The following is a 20,502-nucleotide window of genomic DNA, read 5'->3' as shown; positions in this document are numbered from 1 at the left end:
GCCGTGCCGACAGCGCTCGGGCACGGCCGGGTCGACGGCGGGGCGGGGGGTGCGCGCGCACGCCTGGAACGTCAGACGAGGGTCTTGAGCGCGGCGTGGGCGATCTGCAGGAGGGCCGCGTCGTCCATGCCTGTTTTGGCGAGGAACTCGATGCCCTGCATCACGGCAAGGATCAGGCGCCCGAGTTCCTGGGGGTCGGCGCTCGGTTCGATGGCTCCGTCCTGCTGGGCTTCCTTCACGCATGCGATCAGAAGGTCCTCGACCGCCTGGTACGAGGTCCTGGCCCGCGAGACGACATCGGGCTCGTTGCTGTGCAGCTCGGACGTGCTGTTGACCAACAGACACCCACGCCGCACCGGGTCTTCGGCAAATCCCTTGGCCACGCCCTCCACGAGCAGAGTCAGGCGTTCGATGGCGGTACCAGGGCCGGTGAGTACCGCCCGGACGCCCTCCAGCTGCTCGGTGCGGTACCTGTCAAGCACGTGCAGGAACAGTTGCCGCTTGTCACCGAAGGCGCCGTAGAGGCTTCCCTTGCCCAGTCCGGTGGCGTCCGTCAGATCCTGCAGCGACGTAGCGCTGTAGCCCTGATTCCAGAACTGCTCGCGTACGGACTCCAGGACCTGGTTCTCGTCGAAATTCCGAGGGCGTCCCATGGGGAGAGCCTACGTCCTTCTTGACCCCTCGGTCCAGATCGATGGCCGCGGAGAGGCTGACGCGGGTCCAGCCCTGCCGTCGACGGGGGCGTCGCGGGTGATGTACGTCGCGCCATTGTTTTTGCCCGTGCGGTCCATAACTCCGTTCTTTACCGTACAGTCCATAAGTGAGCCCGCCGATCGTGCGGGCTGTGAGACGCCAGTGACGCTTGGTGTACGGACGAGGTCCGCGCCGGACAGGAGTAATGATCATGGGACAGCTGGACGGGAAAACGGCCGTCGTCACCGGGGGCAACAGCGGCATCGGCCTGGCCACTGCCAAGCGGTTCGTGCGCGAAGGTGCCCACGTGTTCATCACCGGCCGCCGCCAGGAGGCCCTCGACGTCGCCCTGGCCGAGATCGGTGACGGGGCCACCGCGGTCAGGGGCGATGTCGCCGACCTCGGGGACATCGACCGCCTCTACGCGGCCGTCGCCGAGCGGGGGCGGACCATCGACGTGCTGTTCGCCAATGCGGGTGGCGGTGAATTCGCCTCGCTGGAACAGGTCACCGAGGAACACTTCGACGCGACGTTCAACATCAACGTCAGGGGCATGCTCTTCACCGTCCAGAAGGCCATCCCGTTCCTCAGCGACGGCGCGTCGGTGATCCTGACCGGATCGACCGCAGCGACTTCGGGCGAGGCCGCCTTCGGCGTGTACGCCGCATCCAAGGCCGCCGTCCGGTCCTTCTCCCGCACCTGGGCCAACGAACTCAGGGGTCGGGCCATCCGGGTGAACACCCTGGTACCCGGGCCGATCGTCACGCCGGGTATCAACGGACTGGCCCCCGACGCCGCCGCGGCCGCAACGATGCGGGACGTCTTCGCCGGTCAGGTACCTCTGGGCCGGATGGGGCAGCCCGAGGAGGCCGCTGCCGCCGCCCTGTTCCTCGCCAGCAGTGAAAGCAGCTTCGTCACCGGATCGGAGCTCTTCGTGGACGGCGGACTCAACCAGATCTGACCGCATCACCGGCGGCCCGTTCGGTCCGCCGAGGGATCCCGTCCTGTTCCGCCAGGACGGGAATCCTGACCGCAGCCGCGAACGGCCGTGACGGCGACCTGCCCGACAGGTTCACCCAGCTGAGAGCGATCTGGCGGTCGTACGTCACGGCCCCGGAAATCAGTAGTGACAGAGCAGGTCGACGACGACCGCTTCGGCGTGGAGGCCGTCGAGGTAGTCGTTGGCCTGTTCCCAGTAGCCGTCGCGGTCCGCGTCCATCCACACACCGTCGAGGGTGACCAGGGCAAAGCCGGGCACGGCACACTGGACCGCGGACCGTCGGGCCTCCTCGTGCTCCTGCGCGAAGTACGCGACCGGATCGTTGAAGAGGAACGATGTGTCGAAGTGCGGGTCGCCCGAGACGGCCCGCTGCGCCACGTCCTGCACCAGCGGCTGGGCCAGGTGCTCTCTCTTGGCGTCCGCCAATGAGTAGCCGCCGGGATCGGACTCGTGGCGGGAGACGAAGTCGGACAGCGGGCTGGCCGGCGGATGCAGCGCGGTCAGTTCCTCCCAGGCGGCGAGCCTGGCGTCGTGCCTTGTCGCCGCTCGCCGCCGCATGGCGTCGAAATCGAGCAGTCCCCGGGGGCCGCCGTAGCACTCCAGCGGCCCGAGGGCTTCGAGCTCGGCCTTCCTGCGGGGGACGGTGGAGGTCGTGACGAGCCTGCGATCGCCGTCGTACGCGGGCCGCGTGAGGTAGGGGCTCTCCGTGGCGGAGTGGATGACCCACCAGTCCCACTGGCCGACCGGGTTCCAGTCGTCGGTGAGGTTGGCGTCATACGGTGCCATGACGGCCGCTATCGCTTCCGGAAGCTTCCGTGGCTTGGTCGGCGGCAGACACACCGTGACGAGAAACTTGCTCATACGCGTGATCGTAGAACCGAGGTGCTGGTCGAAGCGCAACGCCCTCGACATGCTGGACGCCCGCGGAACTGATCAGTCTGGGGCGTGCCTGCGCCCGGCCGGCAGGGCGCGCAGCGGTCGGCGAGGTGTCAGGGTGTGATGTCCACCAGGACTTTGCCGACCGTGCCGTTCTCGACCGCTCGGTGTGCGTCGGCGGTGCGGGCGAGGGGAAAGCGGAGCAGTGGCAGGCCGTGCTCCTCGCCGACCGGCAGTGCGCCGTCGCGCAGTGCGGCGGCGACGTCCTGGGCGGCCGCGGCGCGTGCCTGCGGACCGGCGGTGAAGAGCACCAGGAACTGCAGGCGTGTGTTCAGCACCATGTTCTGCAGCACGTTCAGTTCGACCGGTCTGCCACCGTCGTTGGCGTAGGTCGAGATCGTGCCGCGGGTGCGCAGCACGGCCAGGTCCAGTGCGAGGTTCGTGCCCAGTGCCACCTCTGCGACGATGTCGACGCCGTCCGGGGCGATCCTGCGGATCTCGGCGGCCGGGTCGCCCTCGCGGTAGTTGATGACATGGTGGGCTCCGGCAGCGCCGGCCAAACGGGCTTTGTCCGGGCTGCTGACCGTGCTGATCACGGTGGCGCCGGCCCACCGGGCGAGCTGGATCACCGCGTGCCCGACCGCTCCGGCCTCGCCCGCGGCGAGTACCACCTGCCCGTCGAGTGCCCCGGGCCGCAGCCGACGCGGCCCGTCCTCGGCGACGGTGAGCGCGCGGTGCGCGGTCAGCGCGGGCACTCCGAGTGCGGCGCCGACGTCGAAGCCGGCCTCAGCGGGCAGCGGCACGGCCTGTTCGGCGGGTACGACGGTGTACTCGGCGGCGGTGCCGGTGGGCCGTCCGGCGGCGGCCAGGAACACCCAGACCCGCTGGCCGACCCGGCTCCCGTCGACACCCTCACCGACGGCGTCGATCGTGCCCGCGCCGTCCAGGTGCGGGGTGATCTCGGCGAAGTGCTTGGCGTGGCCGGCGCCGGAGCGCGCCTGCCAGTCGGTCGGGTTGACCCCGGACACGGCGACCCGGACGCGAACCTCACCGGGGCCGGGCGTCGGCAGGTCACGGTCGACGAACTGCAGAACGTCGGGGGTACCGTTGTCGCGGTAGATGATGGCCTTCATGATCCGTCCTTGGAGCGTGGTGGAGCGAGGTTTCCCAGTTGGCCTGGTGGTTCGTCAGGTTGTCCGGCGCGGGCCGTGACGGTCGCGGCCGGGGCCGCGCCGGCTCCGGTCAGCCGATGGGGACTTCGTCGGAGCGGGACTCGATGCCGTCGAGGGCGGCGAGGGCCGCCGCGTCGAAGGTGATCTCGCCGACCGTGACGTTGGCCTCAAGATGGGCGGCATCGGCGGTGCCAGGAATGAGCAGCACGTTGGGGGCGTGGTGCAGCAGCCAGGCGAGGCCGACCTGCGAGGGTGTGATGCCCAGGGACTCGGCCACCGCGAGCACCGTCGGCTCGTCGGTGACCTTGGGCAGGCCGGGGAAGGCCCCGCCGAGCGGGAAGAACGGCACCCAGGCGATGCCCTCGGACACGCAGAGCCGCAGCATCTCCTCGTCCGCGCGGGAGACGAGACTGTAGGCGTTCTGCACGCAGACGACGCCGGCGGGCAGGGCACGGCGCAGAACGTCGAGCGAAACGCTGCTCAGACCGATCGCGCCGATCTTGCCCTCGTCGCGCAAGGCGGTCATCACCGCGAGCTGGTCGTCCAGTTCGACGACCTGATCCCCCTCGGGACGCAGTCCGGGCCCGGTCTCCAGGCGGCGCAGATTGACGACATCGAGCCGGTCGACGCCGAGACTGCGCAGGTTGTCCTCGACGCTGGCGCGCAGCTGCTCGGGTCGCTGGGCCAGACGCAACGGCACCTGCCCGCTCGGATTGGGGTCTGCCCCCACCTTCGTGACGACCAGGACACCGTCCTCGGGGCGTAGTGCCTGCCGGATCACGTCGTTGGCGAAACCGAAGCCGTAGAACTCGGCGGTGTCCACGTGGTCGACCCCAAGCTCCGCCGCGCGCCGCAGCAACGCCACGGCCTCGCTGCGCCGGTCCTGCAGTCGTGCGAGCTGTAACGCGCCGTATCCGATCCTGAAGACGGTGCGGGTGGCGAACGCAGCGGTCGTGGTGGTCATGACGTCGTCTCCTCGGTCGGCGTTCGCAAGGCGGCGTACAGCAGTTCGGCCTGGTAGAGCGCCATGAGCCGATGGGCCATGGGGGCGGCGCGCTCCTGGGCCTCGGCGGGCTCGTGGCACTCGACCTTGATGAGCCAGGCCGTGACGCAGTCGTGCAGCATCGTGCGCATCCGGTCGGTCATGTCGACGACGATGTCGCGGATGGCGGGGTCGATGGTCGCCTCACCCCAGGTCTGCACACCCACCCGTGCCTCGGCGGGGTCGATCGCCGCGACCAGACGGGAGAGCAACTCCTCGGGGCCGGGTGGATCGTCGGCCGCCGCGTACTCGCTGAGGACGTCGGCACGTTTGGCGAGCACCTCGCGGGCGGCGGCGCGCACCACATCGGCCTTGTTCCGGTAGTGCGCGTAGATCGAGCCGGCCGAGAGGCCGGATTCGGCGGTGATGTCGGCGATCGAGGTGCGTTCGAGACCGTTGCGGCTGAAGCAGCGGACGGCGGCCTCGGCGATCTGAGTACGTCGGAGTTCCTTGCGCGCGTCGGTCAGCCGAGGCATCGCACCTCCGGCAAAAAGAATGGTGATGCTTCTTGTGAGGGGACCTTAGCAGAATCATCATCTTGTTTGGTCCATGGGGCGTGTGATCCTGGCTCGATGACCGATCAACGCAAAGCCGTCATCGTCCGCTGGCCGGGTCAGGACGCCTCCGTGGAGACCGGGCCGGCCGCGTTGTTGGCCGCCTACCATCTGCGGACAGAGGCCGAGAAGGGCCGAGCCGTCGCCGAAGTGGACGGGTTGCCAGAGCGCTACCGGGCCGAGGTCCTGGACCCGGCGACCGCATTCTCGGACGCCGTCGTGCTGCTCGCACTCAGCGAGGACACCGCCGTGGGCTGTCTGGTGGTGACCGCCCCTGTTGGCGGCCGGTCGGAGCTCAAGAGACTCTGGACGGACCCGGCCCTCAGGGGCAGGGGTATCGCGTCCGGCCTGGTCAGGGCCGCACTTGCGCATTGCGCGGAGAACGGCGTCAGCACGGTACGGCTGTCGGTGTGGAAGTGGCGGACAGCTGCCCTCGCCCTGTACGAACGGCTCGGCTTCACCGTCACCGAGTCATGGGACGAGCGGGATCAGCTGGTGTGCATGGAGCATGCAGTGTGAGTGGTCCGCGATACGGACCCTTCCGGACACTCGGCTGAGGCGGGCGCGGCCGTCACCGCCCGGACGAGTCCGGCTCCGCCTGCGGGGCGGGGGCGGTCGGGCCGTGGGCGGGGTGCCGGGAGCAGACTGCGCCCGCCAGGCTTCGGCCAGGCTGCCGTGGACGGGGAACACGCCTTCGGCGCCGGTGACGCTCAGCAGGCGCATCATGCGCGGGGGCGGTGCGGCCAGGACGAGCCGCCGTCCGCCGGCGTCACGGGCACGGCGACGCGGGCGGATCAGGGTGTTGAGGCCGGAGGAGTCGCAGAACGTGACACCGGTCAGGTCCCGGATCACCGTGCGGTGGTCATCGAGGACCTCGCCCACCTGATGTTCCAGGACGGGGACGGTGAACAGGTCCAGGTCCCCGGTCACCGCGAGGGCACTGGTCTGCCCACGGATGTCCGCCGTGTTGACGCGCAGGGTGGAGCTGTCGTCGGCACCCCGTGCCGCGGTGATGCCGTCACGTAGATGAGCACGTCGGTGAAACCCGCAGCCCGGGCACGGTCACGGGCCTTCTGCGGCAACGCGTCGAGGGGCATCGGATGACTGGCGTCCAGCAGACCGGCGAGCATGGCCCGCCCACCCGCCTCACGGTCCCCATCCACGGCTCCTCACTTCCTCCGCTCCATGAACGGGCGGGATCCCCTTCGCACTCGGTGCTCACATCGACCGCAGCGCGGGAGGACCGCGAGTGTCCTGCCGCCCGCTGAGCCATGAAGCCGACCGCGAAGAAGAAGGCCGCGGCAAGTCGGACGCCGGGACGCCGTCAGCGCACTGCCGGGACCTTCCGCCGCTGCCGGCCGAAGACCCGCGCCACGGTCCGCTTCGGCTCCGGGATCGTGCGCATGAGCCATCGCAGGTGGCGGATGCCTCTGCGTGACCTGTACGCCTCGTCGCCGCTGAGGGAGCGGGGCCGTGTGCGCGGGTGTCCGGCCCTGCGGACGGCACCGCCTTCATCTGCGAGGTGAATCCCGCAGGCCGGGGCGGTCCGTACCATGGTCGGCTATTCGCCGGTCGCGCCGTCGACGGCCTCGCGGAGGAGGTCGGCGTGGCCGAGGTGCCGGGCATACTCCTCGATCACGTGCTGCAGGACGAACCGTACGTCGGTGGCGCCGAACTCCGGGTTCGGCACGACGCGTGCGGGGTCGGCGGTCACCGTCGCGAACACCTGCCGTGACTCCTCGCACGCCCTCAGGTAGTCGTCGTAGACGTCTTCGGCCGGCGTGGTGTCCGATTCGTCGTACCATTCGCCGCCGTCGGCGGCGGCGTAGGTACGGTAGGGAGGGAAGCAGGGCATTGCGCCTGCGAGCGTTCGCTGGAACCAGGCACGCTCGACTCCCTGCAGGTGGCGCATGAGCCCCAGCAGGGTCAGTGCCGACGGCCGCACGGCACGCAGCCGCAGTTGTTCGTCCGAGAGGCCCTCGCACTTCCACAGGAAGGCCGCCCGGTGGTAGTCGAGGTTCGAGGCGATCACCTCCAGCCACGGGCCCGCAACGATGCGCCGGGGCCGGACGATGTTCTGGACCACGATGTCGCTCATACCGGGATCTCCTCAAAAGTCGTCAGGGCTGGACAAGTGCGTATGCGCCCGCGTTCCGGAGGACCGGCCGGCACCTGAGCCGCCCTCGCGAGCATGTCCGTCCGGGGAAGACCTCTCCTCGTTCCGCAACTCATCGTTCGGTGTGCGGTACCGGTCGTGGGCTGCTTCGCCTCAAGGCCATCTGCGGCGCTGGTCGGCCCCCTCCGCACCACCCGACGGCAGCCCGTGCGGCATGGCCGTTCTGACCGCCGCCTCGTCGGCGATGCGCAGGACGGAACGCAAAGGGCCCGCGGTGATGGAGTGGTGGTGCAGCTCGCGTCCCAACTGGCGGAACGGGACGAGGCTGACGGAACGGGCACCCTAGACTCGGCCTCCGCCTGCGGCCCGGAGACCAAGCGCGTGTCGCCCTCAGGAAGGAACCAGTACGGTGAGCACAACGGCGCGAAGCGACGCCCCGATCTACGAACGGCTCATACGCGAACGTGGCGACGTGGCCGCCGATGCGCGCGTGACTGCGGAGGCGACCTGGCGAGAGGTCGGCCGGGCCATGGATTTCCGTCTCCCGCACACGATCACCACGCACGACGCAACCCGTCGCTGAGGAAATCGCAGCCGAGTCGGTTGCAAGCCCTGCTTCAAGGGCGCGCCGGGTTCGTCCCCGCGTCGTCGACGAGGGCGCGCTCAGCAGACCCAAGGGCCAGGGAGCACAGCACGAATGGTTTCGAGATCGGAAGGCGTGCGTCCACGCACGTGAACCCAGGACTGGTCCTTGAGGCCGTCCCGTCGTATGAGGCGGCCCGGTGCCGCGTACCAGCGCACTGGCGAGTCGTCCTCGTCGGCCCACATGGGATGGTCAGGCAGGGTCCACCCGCGCATAGCCGGCGTGGAGGCTCGGCACCAGCGCGTCCGGGAGCTCGCAGGCGTCGTAGAGACTGTCCGCTCCGAACAGCGACTCACTCAGCACGAGTTCCACCCGGGCCGAAGACATCCGATCGAGGAACGGAATCCAGCCCTCGCGTGCTTCCGGTGCAGGGACGAGGCACCCGAGGCGGAACCGACCAGGTCCGCGGCCTCCTTGCGCAGCCGCGCCAGATATCCGCACCGCGCCCTGATCCGGGACCGCTCCTGGGGCGTGCGGGGTTCCGCGTCGGTCACCCGGGATTCGATCAGCCCCACGAAGTCGGCGGCGAGCAGTTCCGCGGAGGAGACCTTCATCGCGGCCTCGGCGAACTGGAGATGCGTCACCGGGGCCTCGTGCTGGCGCTCGTAGAAGGTGTACGTGATCCCGCGCTGGTGGATGCGTTCGCCGAACTCCGTCAGAGCCGCCCGTGCCAGATCGAGCGCGTTCGCGGCCGTCCAGGCGCAGAACAGCAACAGCACCGGCATGTGGTAGAAGGAGTCGGCACCGTGGCGCTGTGACGGGAACGCGCCCGCCAGCAAAGGCCCGACCGGCAGTACGCTCTGGGCGGGTACGTGAACCTCCTGTGCGACGACCGTGTTGCTGCCGCTCCGGGTCAGGGCGGAGACGTTCCAGTCGTCCAGGACCGTGAGGTCGGTCATCGGGATCGCCAGCCACAGCATCTCCGGCGGCCCCTGTCCGGTGTCCGCCGAGGCGGTCAGCAGATGCCAGTCGGCGTCCTGGCAGCCGGTCGCGAAGGGGGAGTTCCCGCTCACCAGGCAACCGCCGTCCACCGCAACGGCCTTCGAGCCTGGGACGAGCGTGCCACCCACCCGTACATCGGGATGGGTGAAGATCTCGTCCTGTGCCTCGTCGGGGAACAGGGCCGCGATGAACGCGCACCCGGCCTGGATCAGCGCCATGAACCCGGCCGACCCGCAGGCGGCGGAGACCTCGCTCAGCGCGTCGACCTGCGTCCGCAGCGAGCTCTGGTAACCGCCATGGCGGCGCGGGACGTTCATGCGGTGGATCCCGGCGCCCGCGAGAGCCTCGACGACCTCCGCGGTGACCCGCACTTGCCGCTCCGCACGCAAGGCGTGCGAGCGGACGAGCGGTTGGAGCGCGTGTACGCGTTCGACGAGATCGGTGTCCGAGCGAGGGGCTGACGAACCGGTCAAGTGACGGCCTCCGCTCTCCGGACCCGACAGGAACCCTCGCCGTCGCGCCGATCCCGTCCGCTGTCAACGCGGCGTGGTGGCAACCAAGTTGATCCGGCTTGTTCTGAAGTCACCAGGAGTTCCCGTCGGCTCAAGCGGACTGCCCGATCGGCCTCCCGGCCGGTCAAGGGCGCAGCAAGGTGCCGGCGACCTCCTCCAGGAGGGCGACGGCGAGAAGTTCGCCGTTCACAGGTCCGAAGCGTTCCAGGGCCCGCCGGTGGAGGTGCAGCACCGTGTCCGCGATCGCGTGCGGGGTGCCGAGGTCGCGGGCCTCACCCGTGATGACCTCGAGCTGGTCGTGGATGCGGTCGAGTCCGTAGGAAGCGAGGTAGTCCCCGGCGAACAGGGCCGACAGGTCCCTGCGGATGAAGTCGCTCCCGGCCGCGCTGCCGGCCAGTGTGTCGCGCAGGACACCGAGGTCGATGCCCGCTCGCCGGCCCAGCAGAAGGGCCTCGGCGGTCGCCGCGGCCTGCCCGAACCAGAGCAGGTTGATGAGGAGTTTCGTCGTGTAGCCGGTTCCCGGACCGCCCATGTGACTGATCCGGTCCGAAGTCGTCACGGCCTCCAACACGGGCCTGTACCGGTCGAGCACCTCGGGCGAACCGCCCACGAACAGCCTGAGACGCCCCTGTTCGGCGTCGGCCGGGCTGCCGCCGACGGGTGCTTCGAGGACATCGACGCCGTGGGTGCGCGCTCGATCCCGCAACACCTCGGCCACCGCCGGGGCGTTGCTCGTCATGTCTATCCATACCGCCCCGGAAGCCAGGACGGAGAACACGGCGTCCTGAAGTGCTGCCTCGGCCTCGTCGGGCCCCGGCACGACGGTGACCAGCACGTCCGCCCCGGCCGCGGCCGCCGTCACGGACGACGCCCAGTCGGCGCCCAACGCGCGCACCGCTTCCTCCCGCTCGGGACGCAGATCGAAGGCGGTGACCGTGTGCCCCGCCGAAACGAGGCGTCCGCACAGAGGCGTCCCCATACGGCCGACGCCGACGAGGGCTACACGCGAGGGCACAGAATCACCGCCATGTCGGTCGTTGCGTCCGTCGTTTCGCTCCGGCCCGTCCGCAAGGCCGAGACGGCTGTCCGGCCGGCTGGAGGTCTTCGGGATCACCCAGAGGATCACTGCGAGCATCGTAGGTCTGTCCCGGCGCCCCGCATCGAGCCGGGTGCGCAGCCGGCTGCCCCGCGATTCGTCACGGTGTGGCCACGAGACGATCCGCGGCCGGCCGGGACACGGCCTCCGGAAGGTAACGTGCCGCAGTGAGCACACAATCGAACACTCCTGACCCCAAGGTCAGTCGTCAGGTACAGCAGCAGGCCGGGATCACCCCGAGCGGTCCCGGCGGCGGCACCCTCTTCACCGAACCGGTGCTGGTCGTGAACCAGAAGGCCAAACTCATAGAGCTGACCAACGAGTACAAGGTCATGGACCAGCACGGCAACCAGCTCGGGGCCGTGGCCGAGGTCGGGCAGAGCGCGCTGCGCAAGGTCGTACGCTTCATCAGCGACTGGGACCAGTACTTCACCCACAAGCTGGAGATCCGGGACGCCCAGGGGCAGCCGGTGCTGCGGCTGACCCGTCCCGCGAAGATATTCAAGTCCCGCGTGATCGTGACCCGTCCGGACGGGGAGCCGGTGGGCGAGTTGGTCCAGCAGAACGTCTTCGGGAAGATCAACTTCGCCATCAACGCCGGCGGGACCCAGATCGGCGCCATCAAGGGAGAGAACTGGCGCGCCTGGAACTTCGCCGTCGTCGACCAGGCAGGCACCGAGGTGGCCCGGATCACCAAGACCTGGGAGGGCCTCGCCAAGACCATGTTCACCACGGCGGACAACTACGTCCTCCAGATCCACCAGCAACTCCCCGAGCCGTTGCGGAGCCTGGTCGTCGCCACGGCGTTGACGGTCGACACGGCTCTGAAGCAGGACGCCCGCGGACTGGGGTGACGACGAGCCGCGTCGAGCGGCGCAGGATGCACATGTCGGGGCAGCGGCGCCTGCCCCGACCTCGTCCACACGGCATCACCTTGCTCTCCCTCGCGTCGTCCGCTCCGGGAACAGCGACCGCCCTCTACGCGTCGTCCGATCCGCGGCCGCGGCCGTGACCCGACGCGTCGTCCGAGCCGCCGTGGCTCCGGTGCCCGGACGTGCTGTCGTCCGAGCCGTCGTGCCCCCGGTGGCCGGGCGCGCTGTCGTCCGGGCCACCGCCGGACCGGTCGTCGCGGGCGTCAGGGCGGGACGGGGCGTCCTCGTCGGCGTGCCGGCCGGGACGGTCCTCGGGCACGGCGTGCCGGACCCCGGTGTCGTCCGCGCCCCGGGCCGTCGGGTGGTCGTCCGTGCCGAGGCGGCCCCGATCCTCGGCCCTGCCGTCGCCGGAGTGGTCGTGACGGTGGAGCTCACCGCCGGTGCGTACGGCGCCGACCTTCCCGGAGCCGCTGACGACGGTCACCTCGTGCCCGGTCCCGTCCGTGCCCGCGATCCCCACCTGCCAGACGGCCGAGGGTCCCCCGTCGTCGTCGATTTCGACGGACGTGACGGAGCCCGGAACCCGGGTGAGCGCCGTCCGCACCGCCGCGGCCAGACCCGTGCGGGCGGACCGGGCGAGGGCGGCCTCGCCGCGCACGTCGGCGCCGTCCGGCCTGTTGCCGGTGACCGTGGCGTCGGCGGCGTCGACAGTCAACTCGTGGCGGGCGTGCGCCGCGGTGACGATCTCGACCCTCCAGACGGCCAGGCCGCGGTGGTGGTCGAGTTCGACGGCGGTGACCGTGCCCGGCAGCGACGCCACCCCCGCGGCGGCGGCACGCGCGGGGTCGACCACCGTACCCGTGACGGCGCCGTGTCGGGAGCCGGCCGCGGAGTCGTCCGCCCCGCCCCGGTGGCGGGCCCGCACGGTGTCCGACGACGCGCCGTCGGGGACGCCGTCGTCGGCGACGGCCACCGCGGTGACCGCTCCCACCCCGCCCAGCACCGCGGTGGCCGCGAGCACGGCCGTGATGGTCCGCCGACGGCCCGCCGTGGAACTCCGGAAAGCGTGCATGATGTGTGGTCCTTTCGCTCGGTTGCGGCCGGTCACGCCCTCAAGGAGCGTGACCGGCCCGACGTCGACCACCCTGCGGGAGCGACCCTGAAGCCACGCTGAAGCTTCCTGAAGACCGCTTCAGGAACGGTCTGCGACCCTGTGGGCATGCGCCTGCTGATCGTGGAGGACGAGAGACGCCTCGCCGCCGCCCTCGCCCGTGGCCTGTCCGCCGAGGGGTTCGTCGTGGACGTGGCCCACGACGGGATCGGCGGTCTGCACCTGGCACAGGAGCGGGACTACGACCTGATCGTGCTGGACATCATGCTGCCCGGCCTCAACGGCTACCGGATCTGCGACCGGTTGAGGGCGGCGGGCGACGACACCCCGATCCTGGTCCTCACCGCGAAGGACGGCGAGTACGACGAGGCGGAGGGCCTCGACACCGGAGCCGACGACTACCTCACCAAGCCGTTCTCCTACGTCGTCCTGCAAGCCCGCATCCGCGCACTGCTGCGCCGCCGCAACCGCGCGGGCGCCGCCCCCGTGCTGCGCTTCGGAGACCTCGCCGTCGACCAGGGAGCCCGCCGCGTCGCACGGGCGGGAACCGACATAGCGCTGACCGCCCGGGAGTTCGCGGTCCTGGAGCACCTCGCCCTGCGCGCCGGACAGGTGGTCTCGAAGACCGACATCCTCGCCCACGTCTGGGACTTCGCCTACGACGGCGACCCCAACGTCGTCGAGGTCCACGTCAGCGCCCTGCGCCGCAAGCTCGACGCCCCCTTCGGCCGACGCACCATCACGACCGTACGGGGCGCCGGATACCGCCTGGAGGCCGACGGGGGCCCCGTTGCCTAGGCCGCTCGCCTCCGTCCGTGCCCGCGCCGCGTTCGCCGCGACCCTGGTCGTCGCCGTGGCCCTGGTCGTCACCGGCGTCGCCGTGATCGCCGTACTGCGTCACAACCTCACCGACCGGGCGGCCCTGGAGTCCGAGGTCGCCGCCCGTACGGTGGCCGGCGCCCAGGCGGCGCTCACCGGGGACTTCACCGCCCTCGACCTGCCCGGCGACCGGGACCGGCTGGTCCAGGTCGTCGACTCCGGCGGTCGGGTGCTCGCCTCCGGGGAGGCGCTGCGCGGACGCGGCGCGCTCACGGACTTCGCCCCTGCCCCCGCGCCGACCGGCACACCGAGCGCCGCCTCCGCCAGTCCCAGCACCCCCACCGCCTCCGGCAGTTCAGCCGATGACGACGACAGCGGTGACCACCACGGCGGCGCGCGGGGGAGTGGCCGCGCGAGCGGGCAGGAGAGCGGCCGGGGAAGCGGTCGGGGGAGCGGTCGTGCAGGCGAGAGGGACGACGACACCTACGTCAGTACCCCGGCCCGTGGCAAGGTGAGCACCGACGTGGACCGCGAGACACTGGCCGTGCGGTTCGGCGACCGGACCCACGACTACGGCTTCGCCGCCGTCCAGGGAACGACGTACGACGGCCGCACCTACACCGTCTACGCCGGCACCTCCCTCGCGGACGAACAGGCCACCCTCGACCAGGTCTCCCGCGCCATGCTCGCCGCCCTGCCGTTCCTGGTCCTGGTCGTGGCCGGCGTGACCTTGCTGGTCACCCGGCGCGCACTGCGCCCGGTCGAGGGCATCCGGGCCGAGATGGCCGCGATCACCGGCAGCGGTGACCTGGCCCGGCGGGTCCCGGTGCCCCGTTCCCGCGACGAGATCGCCCGCCTCGCCCGCACCACCAACGAGACACTGGCCGCGCTGGAGCAGTCCGTCGAACGCCAGCACCGGTTCGTCGCCGACGCCTCCCACGAACTCCGCAGCCCCATCGCCTCGTTGCGCACCCAGATCGAGGTGGCCGACCTGCACCCCGGTCTCCTCGACACCGGGGACCTCCACCACGACGTCGTACGCCTCCAGCACCTCGCCGCGGATCTGTTGCTGCTCGCCCGGCTCGACGCGGGCGAACAGCCCGGCCACGCCCGCCTCGACCTGACCGCGCTGGTGCGGGAGGAGGTCGCCCGCCGCGCCACCTCGGACCCGGTGACCCCCCACCTACGGGCCGACGAGGACGTGCCGCAGGTCCGGGGCAGCCGCAGCCAGCTGGTCCGCGTCCTCGGGAACCTCCTGGACAACGCCCAGCGGCACACGACCATCGCGATCACCGTGACCCTGGCCCGCGCGGGCGACGAGGTCGTGCTCACCGTCGCCGACGACGGTCACGGCATCGCAGCCGCCGACCGCGCCCGCGTCTTCGAGCGCTTCGTCCGCCTCGACGAGGCACGCAGCCGCGACGACGGCGGGGCCGGGCTCGGGCTGGCCATCGCGCGGGACGTCGTACGCAACCACGGCGGGGACCTCACCGTCACCGACGCGCCCGGCGGCGGCGCCGCCTTCCTGGTCACCCTGCCGCGGGCACGGCTCGACGCCGGCGGCGACCGCGTCTGACCGCACCACACGCCGCGGCCGAACGCCATCCGGCCCGGCCAGGGCGCGGCACGAGTCGGGTGCGACGGCTTGATATCGTCACGGTGTCGGACCGCCCAGCGCCGTCGCGGTCCGCGGAACCATGGCATTCCCAGCCGGTGACACGGGCCTTCGACCCGTCAGCCCGGCCCCAGTCGCCAGGACCACGCGCGTCCGAGGCGGGGCGTGTCTCCCGTCCAGAAGCAGGCCGTCATGCGCAAGTTCCCGGCAGACTCCCACCGCGCCGCCCTCCCCTGGGCCGCCGCTGTCGCCGTCGTCCTGGCCACAGCCTCCCTCACCGCAGGCTGCTCCAGCACCACCACCGAAACGGGCGCCACCCCCGAATCGGACACCACCGCCGAAACGGGCAGCGCCTCGAAAGCCCCGACATCGAAGGTCTCCACACCGCCCGTCCACGCCGGCGTCGACTACCAGCTCGGCGGCGCCTACACCCCGCCGAAGGGTGTCTCCGTGGTCTCCCGCGACCACACGGAGTCGCCCGCCGCGGGCCTCTACAACATCTGCTACGTCAACGCGTTCCAGGCCCAGCCCGACGCGGAGAAGGAATGGGACGCCGACCTCCTGCTGCGGGACGCCTCCGGGAAGGTCGTCATGGACGAGGACTGGGGCGAGGCGATGCTCGACATCAGAACCCCGGCCAAGCGCGCGCGGATCGCGCAGAAGGTGGACGACTGGATCGACGAGTGCGCCGACAAGGGATTCGACGCCGTCGAGCCGGACAACTACGACACCTACACCCGCGCCCCGCACGGACTGCTGACCGCGGCCGACGCCGAGGCGTTCCAGACCCTGCTCGCCCGCCACGCACACTCCCGGCACCTTGCCATCGCCCAGAAGAACACCCTCGAACTCGCCAAGGACCGCAAGCGCGTCGGCCTCGACTTCGCGGTGGTGGAGGAATGCGGGCAGTACGACGAATGCGGCTCCTACGTCGAGGCGTTCGGCGACCACGTCATCGTCGTCGAATACACCGAGAAGGGCCTGAGCAAGGCCTGCGCGGGCTGGGGCGACCGGCTCGGCATCGTCCGGCGTGACCTCGACGTCACTCCGGCCGGCCACGACGGCTACCTGCGCGAGACGTGCGACCGTCACTGAGCAGGTTTCCTTGGTCCCCGGCCGTGAAGTGTGCGGGGGCTACGGTCTTGGTCATGCCTACCACCGCGGTCATCTTCGACTTCTTCGGGACCCTCACCCCCAGCACGCCCGCGCACGTCTGGGACGACCATGCCGCACGGAGCGCGGCCCCCCTCGGCATCCCCACCCGCACATGGCGTACGGCCTTGGACACGTCGTTTCCCGAACGGGCGACCGGGGCCCTGGGCGATCTGGCGGCGACCTTTCGCACGCTTGCCCTCCGCAGTGGAGCCGAGCCGGACGACGAAGCCCTCGAAGCCGCCTGCAGCGCACGGTTGGCCGCGCAGCGTGAACTGTTCGGCCTGCGCGACGACGCCGTCCCCACACTGACCGCACTGCGCGCCCGGGGGCTGCGCGTGGGTGTGCTGAGCGACTGCACCGCAGAACTGGCCCAGACCTGGGCACAGTTGCCGTTGGCCGAGTTGGTCGACGCACGGGTCCTCTCCTGCGAGGAAGGCCGGCGCAAGCCCGATCCGGAACTCTTCCGCCTGATCGCGCGTCACCTTGACGCCGTCCCCCAGGACTGCCTCTACGTCGGCGACGGCGGAGGGCACGAACTCACCGGCGCCTCGGGCTGCGGCATGCGCGCGTTCATGCTCCGGGCCACGGACTGGACCGGCAATGACGCTCACGCGCGCGAGGACGATTGGCCCGGCCCGTACCTGTCCACGCTGACCGACGTTCTGACACTCGTGGAACCGTCGCCGGCAGCTACTGATCCGCTCTGATATCCCGCGACGGCCTCTCCCACGGACCCGAACCCGGAACCGGACCCGGAACCGTACGACGACGCCAGGGGGGGAGCACCCGCCCGTTCACCCAGTCGGCGGCTGGATGTAGTCCTCCAGACGGGCGACGGCGAAGCCCTGTTCATGGATGTGCCGGAGCAGGTTGGCGAACATGTGCGTCATCGTGGTGCCCTTGAGCTCGGACGGCCCGCGGAAGTGGGCCAGGATGATGTCTCCGGGGCGCAGCTTCTTGTCTGCTGACTGGTACTGCATGTTGCGGATCTGCATGGACTCCCGCCACCACACGATCGCGCGGGGTCCGCACGCCCCGACCGCGATCTTGGTGTTGGTGTTGTACGCGCCGTAGGGCGGGCGGAAGAGCAGCGGCGCGGTGCCGTACTCCTTGGTGAGGATCTTCTGGTCGCCGCACACCTCCTCCTTCTGGCGGGCCAGCGGGAGGGAGCTCATCACGGGGTGGTGCAGGGTGTGGTTCTGGATGTGGTTGCCCAGTGCCTGCAGCGGCCTGAAGTACCCGTAGTCCGACTTGACGGCGTCGTTCATCAGGAACATCGTGATCGGGACCCTCAGGTCCCGCAGCATCCGGATGAACGCGGGGTCCTTCTCCTGTCCGTCGTCCACGGTGATGAAGACGACCTTCTGCGTGGTCGGTATGCGGGTGAAGACAGGAACGGGTCCGGTCGCCGAGAGCCGCACCGGCTTGTCGGCCGGCGGCCGCGGGGCAGCGGGCAGCGGAGTCAGACCCCACTTGCGCCAGGTCGCCGCGGAGTCGGACACGGCGGGCGCGGTACTCGCGGCGCCGTCCGGTACGGCGGGCCGGGAGGCGTGGGAGGCACCACCGGTAGCGCCACCGGCCCCGCAACCGCCGACCGCCAGGCCCACCGCGACCGCCCCCGTCACCGACCGGTACAGCCCGCCCCGGTTCCTGCGCTTCTTCACCGTGTCCGTCCTTCAGCTGACGTCGATCTTGATCAACCGAAAGGTAATCGAGCAACACTAAAAACGGATCAACAGTCAGGTGTGAGTCCACCAGGTCTAGTCCTTCCCTACCGGAGAAGCGCGTCTTACCGACGCTCGGTCCTGACCGGGGCAGGTGGTCAGGCGACCAGATCACGCCCACCCACGGCCGGCAGACTGTCGCGCACGCCCGTCGGCTGCGGATGCCGGAACAAAGATCAACCGCTACCCGGACGTTCAGGCCCGCTCCGCCGAGGTGAGTGGAGAAGACCCTTGCCCACGCAGGCCTGTGACGTGCCGGCCCAAGCGCCCCCGTGACCGTAGGGAGGCGTGGTCGTGATCTCGACTTGGCAGGGTGGCCGCATGGACACTCCGCGGCGCGAGCCTCGCCTTCGAGGGAGCCAGAGGCGGGAAACGAACCGGGTGGTTCGTGCCTGCAAGGCGGCCGTCGGCCTCCTGCTCACGCTGGTCACCATGACGTCCGTCCTCACGGGGTGCTCCGTGAGCGACGGACCAGACGTGAAGCTGGTCGTTCCCTCGGTCTTCTACGTTTCCCGCGATCCGCAACAGCCCGTGTCGGACCTGCGGGTCGAAGAGAGGGTCGGCGCGGGGACGGCCGGATTACGGGTGACCTTCGACGCCGGTGATCTGAAGGGCATCGTCACGGTCAAGCGGGCACTGGACAACTGTGTCGTCCACCTGCCCGCCTATCACTGCGACACGCAGGCGGGTGCGACCGGGTCAGGCGGTGTCCAGGCCTTCCACCTGAGTCCCGCGAACGGCGCGAAGGCGGGCGACTCCGCGGTGCTGCGCTACCGCGTGACCGCGCCCGGCCTGGAGCCCGTCAGTGGTCACTCCCTCATCGTGGTCGGCAGACCGAAGCTGCTCGTCGCGCTGCACCGGGATCCGGGCCCGGTGAAACCCGGTGGGAGCCTGGCGGTCCGACTGACGCTGCGCAACGTCGGCGACGTGCCCGCCCGCGGCCTGGCGCTGCGCATGGAGGCGCACGACGGCATCATCCTGAGCGACCGGCACCGCAACTGCCGCTACCGAGGCGATACGTCGGCATGGTGCCGACTTCCCGCGGACGACATCGTCATTCCGCCCGGCCGGTCGTACGGCCTGGACGCGCGCGAACATCTGCGGGCCACGAAGGACGCCACATACCCGACCGTCGACTTCGGTGCTGACGCCGTCGGGACCGACTACGTACCCCCGGACGCGATCGCATCGACGTACCGGCCGGGTGACGGGCCTCCACTGCGTTTCGTTCCGGCCTCCCGTGCCGGGGCCGGTGTGACGCGCACGGGCAGCGACGATCCGCAGGTGCTCCGTGTGACCGTGGCCAACAAGAGCGAGCCGGCCGCGGTCGCCGGCACGGTGCACGGTCCTCTCGGCAGCCTCGCCACGGTGCGGATCGGCGCGCGGAACGACGGGCCCGGTACGCTCACGGCGGCGGTCAATGTCCTCTTCACGGTGCCGGAGGGCACCACTGTCGTGGCGTCGCCGTACCGTTTCGAACGTGACGAGGAGTTGATCGCGCAGGACTGCCGAGCCATCGCCGCTGACGGCACTCCACTTGCCGAAGCCTCCGCCAGGCAGCCGAGTGCGAGACGTTACGTCTGCACGGCGCGCGTCGACGCGGTGGGGGCCTCCATGACGTTTCCGTTCACCCTGCGCATCGACAAGGACAGCGCCGGGGGGAGCGGCCGGGTCACGGTCTCGGACGACGACCCACGACACCGCAGCGGAGACACCGAGCCGACCGACGACACGGCGGACGTCGTTGTGTCCGTGTGGCCGGGGCCGGCCTGGGCCACCCCAGGTTTCTACATCGCCGTTGCCGTCGGCGTTGCGTTGTTCACTCTCGCTGTGGCGCTGTACGTCGTGGCGGCGAAGGCTGTCCGCCGCCACGACGGGATGACCTCGCGGGAAGAGGGGCCGAAGCACCACCGGAGGACCTGACGACGGGCCGCACGACGGGACCCGGTGCGGCGGTTCTGGACATCGACCTGCACGGCGATGCCGACCGGGATGGACCCGAGGCCTCCTCCGTCCGGGCCGGCGACTCGGGCGAGGCCGCCCGCAAGGTCCGTCGCGCTCGTGCGGCTCGCACCGTCGCACCGCGTGACGGCAGGACCGGGACCGCATGACCGTCCCGAGTGCACATCGCACCGGGCCGGGCGCTCGGCGCCCGGCCCGGTGCGATGTCCGGTTGCCCGCGCGGACGGCCGCAGCGGTCTCAGATCCCTTGCCAGTCCGGCTTGTTGACGAAGGTGTGCTGGAAGTAGTCGGCGAGCTTCAGCTTGGACGCGGCGGCGTCGTCGACGACAACGGTGGCGTGCCGGTGCAGTTGCAGCGCGGATGCCGGGCACACCGCGGCGACCGGTCCCTCCACCGTCGCCGCGACCGCGTCGGCCTTGCCCTCGCCCGTGGCCAGCAGCACCAGGTGGCGTGCCTCCAGGATGGTGCCGATGCCCTGGGTGATGACGTGGTGCGGTACCTGCGTGATGTCCCCGTCGAAGAACCGCGCGTTGTCGACGCGTGTCTGCTCGGTCAGCGTCTTGATCCGGGTCCGCGAGGCCAGCGACGAGCAGGGCTC

20 protein-coding genes and 2 pseudogenes are annotated in these 20,502 nt (G+C 70.6%); 9 read left to right on the top strand and 13 right to left on the bottom strand.

Annotated elements, in window-relative coordinates; translation table 11 throughout:
* Nucleotides 1-71 precede the first annotated feature (71 nt).
* Nucleotides 72-653 carry a TetR/AcrR family transcriptional regulator gene (locus AB0472_RS43445; protein ID WP_366364976.1) on the bottom strand — a complete coding sequence of 194 codons (582 nt, stop codon included), beginning with the start codon at nucleotides 651-653 and terminating at the stop codon, nucleotides 72-74.
* Between the two features lie 251 nt (nucleotides 654-904).
* Between AB0472_RS43445 and AB0472_RS43440 the strand changes: the two genes are divergently transcribed.
* Nucleotides 905-1,654, top strand: coding sequence for an SDR family oxidoreductase (locus tag AB0472_RS43440; protein WP_366364975.1), 750 nt, complete (start codon nucleotides 905-907; stop codon nucleotides 1,652-1,654).
* Nucleotides 1,655-1,813: 159 nt separating this feature from the next.
* On the opposite strand, the gene AB0472_RS43435 is transcribed toward AB0472_RS43440, so the two are convergent.
* From AB0472_RS43435 to AB0472_RS43420, 4 genes are all read right to left on the bottom strand, one after another.
* A complete protein-coding gene (locus AB0472_RS43435; protein ID WP_366364973.1) occupies nucleotides 1,814-2,554 on the bottom strand; it encodes a hypothetical protein in 741 nt (246 codons plus the stop codon).
* A gap of 128 nt (nucleotides 2,555-2,682) precedes the next feature.
* Nucleotides 2,683-3,702: an NADPH:quinone reductase gene (locus AB0472_RS43430; RefSeq protein ID WP_366364971.1), complete on the bottom strand. Its 1,020-nt coding sequence runs from the start codon at nucleotides 3,700-3,702 to the stop codon at nucleotides 2,683-2,685.
* A gap of 109 nt (nucleotides 3,703-3,811) precedes the next feature.
* Nucleotides 3,812-4,705, bottom strand: coding sequence for an aldo/keto reductase (locus tag AB0472_RS43425; protein WP_366364969.1), 894 nt, complete (start codon nucleotides 4,703-4,705; stop codon nucleotides 3,812-3,814).
* Entirely contained in the window at nucleotides 4,702-5,259 is a 558-nt protein-coding gene (locus AB0472_RS43420) for a TetR family transcriptional regulator (protein ID WP_366364967.1), read from the bottom strand. Before AB0472_RS43420 ends, AB0472_RS43425 begins: the two co-directional genes overlap by 4 nt.
* Nucleotides 5,260-5,355: 96 nt before the next feature.
* Between AB0472_RS43420 and AB0472_RS43415 the strand changes: the two genes are divergently transcribed.
* Nucleotides 5,356-5,856, top strand: coding sequence for a GNAT family N-acetyltransferase (locus tag AB0472_RS43415; RefSeq protein ID WP_366364965.1), 501 nt, complete (start codon nucleotides 5,356-5,358; stop codon nucleotides 5,854-5,856).
* Here AB0472_RS43415 and AB0472_RS43410 read toward each other — a convergent pair.
* The 3 genes and pseudogenes from AB0472_RS43410 to AB0472_RS43400 all read right to left on the bottom strand — a co-directional run bounded on the left by AB0472_RS43410 (nucleotide 5,809) and on the right by AB0472_RS43400 (nucleotide 7,435).
* Complete coding sequence (locus tag AB0472_RS43410; protein ID WP_366365010.1) at nucleotides 5,809-6,294, bottom strand: STAS domain-containing protein; 486 nt, start codon at nucleotides 6,292-6,294, stop codon at nucleotides 5,809-5,811. The two genes, AB0472_RS43415 and AB0472_RS43410, sit on opposite strands and share 48 nt — an antisense overlap.
* 424 nt (nucleotides 6,295-6,718) lie before the next feature.
* Nucleotides 6,719-6,826 (bottom strand): annotated as a pseudogene (locus AB0472_RS43405) (IS5/IS1182 family transposase); the annotation flags it as partial.
* A gap of 72 nt (nucleotides 6,827-6,898) precedes the next feature.
* A complete protein-coding gene (locus tag AB0472_RS43400; protein ID WP_366364963.1) occupies nucleotides 6,899-7,435 on the bottom strand; it encodes a DinB family protein in 537 nt (178 codons plus the stop codon).
* Between the two features lie 427 nt (nucleotides 7,436-7,862).
* On the opposite strand from AB0472_RS43400, the gene AB0472_RS43395 reads away from it, so the two are divergent.
* Nucleotides 7,863-8,036 carry a hypothetical protein gene (locus AB0472_RS43395; protein WP_366364961.1) on the top strand — a complete coding sequence of 58 codons (174 nt, stop codon included), beginning with the start codon at nucleotides 7,863-7,865 and terminating at the stop codon, nucleotides 8,034-8,036.
* Between the two features lie 356 nt (nucleotides 8,037-8,392).
* Here the strand turns inward: AB0472_RS43395 and AB0472_RS43390 are convergent, their stop codons facing one another.
* The gene (locus AB0472_RS43390) at nucleotides 8,393-9,511 is read right to left on the bottom strand and encodes an acyl-CoA dehydrogenase family protein (RefSeq protein WP_366364960.1); all 1,119 of its coding nucleotides are present in this window, start codon (nucleotides 9,509-9,511) and stop codon (nucleotides 8,393-8,395) included.
* A gap of 163 nt (nucleotides 9,512-9,674) precedes the next feature.
* Nucleotides 9,675-10,685 (bottom strand): NAD(P)-dependent oxidoreductase, encoded by a 1,011-nt coding sequence (locus AB0472_RS43385; RefSeq protein WP_366364958.1) that lies wholly within the window; start codon nucleotides 10,683-10,685, stop codon nucleotides 9,675-9,677.
* Between the two features lie 128 nt (nucleotides 10,686-10,813).
* Between AB0472_RS43385 and AB0472_RS43380 the strand changes: the two genes are divergently transcribed.
* A complete protein-coding gene (locus tag AB0472_RS43380) occupies nucleotides 10,814-11,500 on the top strand; it encodes a phospholipid scramblase-related protein (protein ID WP_366364956.1) in 687 nt (228 codons plus the stop codon).
* Between the two features lie 124 nt (nucleotides 11,501-11,624).
* On the opposite strand, the gene AB0472_RS43375 is transcribed toward AB0472_RS43380, so the two are convergent.
* On the bottom strand, nucleotides 11,625-12,590 hold the full coding sequence (locus AB0472_RS43375; protein ID WP_366364954.1) for a PepSY domain-containing protein: 966 nt from the start codon (nucleotides 12,588-12,590) through the stop codon (nucleotides 11,625-11,627).
* A 147-nt stretch (nucleotides 12,591-12,737) separates the two neighbouring features.
* Between AB0472_RS43375 and AB0472_RS43370 the strand changes: the two genes are divergently transcribed.
* The 4 genes from AB0472_RS43370 (at nucleotide 12,738) to AB0472_RS43355 (ending at nucleotide 16,925) form a co-directional block, all read left to right on the top strand.
* Nucleotides 12,738-13,427, top strand: a complete 690-nt coding sequence (locus tag AB0472_RS43370; RefSeq protein ID WP_366364952.1) for a response regulator transcription factor — start codon at nucleotides 12,738-12,740, stop codon at nucleotides 13,425-13,427.
* Nucleotides 13,420-15,024, top strand: coding sequence for a HAMP domain-containing sensor histidine kinase (locus AB0472_RS43365; protein ID WP_366364950.1), 1,605 nt, complete (start codon nucleotides 13,420-13,422; stop codon nucleotides 15,022-15,024). Before AB0472_RS43370 ends, AB0472_RS43365 begins: the two co-directional genes overlap by 8 nt.
* Nucleotides 15,025-15,255: 231 nt before the next feature.
* Nucleotides 15,256-16,158, top strand: coding sequence for an endo alpha-1,4 polygalactosaminidase (locus AB0472_RS43360; RefSeq protein WP_366364948.1), 903 nt, complete (start codon nucleotides 15,256-15,258; stop codon nucleotides 16,156-16,158).
* A 53-nt stretch (nucleotides 16,159-16,211) separates the two neighbouring features.
* Entirely contained in the window at nucleotides 16,212-16,925 is a 714-nt protein-coding gene (locus AB0472_RS43355; RefSeq protein ID WP_366364947.1) for an HAD family hydrolase, read from the top strand.
* Between the two features lie 87 nt (nucleotides 16,926-17,012).
* On the opposite strand, the gene AB0472_RS43350 is transcribed toward AB0472_RS43355, so the two are convergent.
* Entirely contained in the window at nucleotides 17,013-17,882 is an 870-nt protein-coding gene (locus tag AB0472_RS43350) for a polysaccharide deacetylase family protein (protein ID WP_366364946.1), read from the bottom strand.
* 519 nt (nucleotides 17,883-18,401) lie between these two features.
* On the opposite strand from AB0472_RS43350, the gene AB0472_RS43345 reads away from it, so the two are divergent.
* On the top strand, nucleotides 18,402-19,865 hold the full coding sequence (locus tag AB0472_RS43345; RefSeq protein ID WP_366364945.1) for a hypothetical protein: 1,464 nt from the start codon (nucleotides 18,402-18,404) through the stop codon (nucleotides 19,863-19,865).
* Between the two features lie 277 nt (nucleotides 19,866-20,142).
* On the opposite strand, the pseudogene AB0472_RS43340 reads toward AB0472_RS43345, so the two are convergent.
* Nucleotides 20,143-20,502, bottom strand: a pseudogene (locus tag AB0472_RS43340) (glucosamine-6-phosphate deaminase); the annotation flags it as partial.

It is taken from the genome of Streptomyces sp. NPDC086777, from assembly GCF_040702065.1.
Lineage (GTDB): Bacteria > Actinomycetota > Actinomycetes > Streptomycetales > Streptomycetaceae > Streptomyces.
This window is presented reverse-complemented; position numbering and strand designations above follow the sequence as displayed.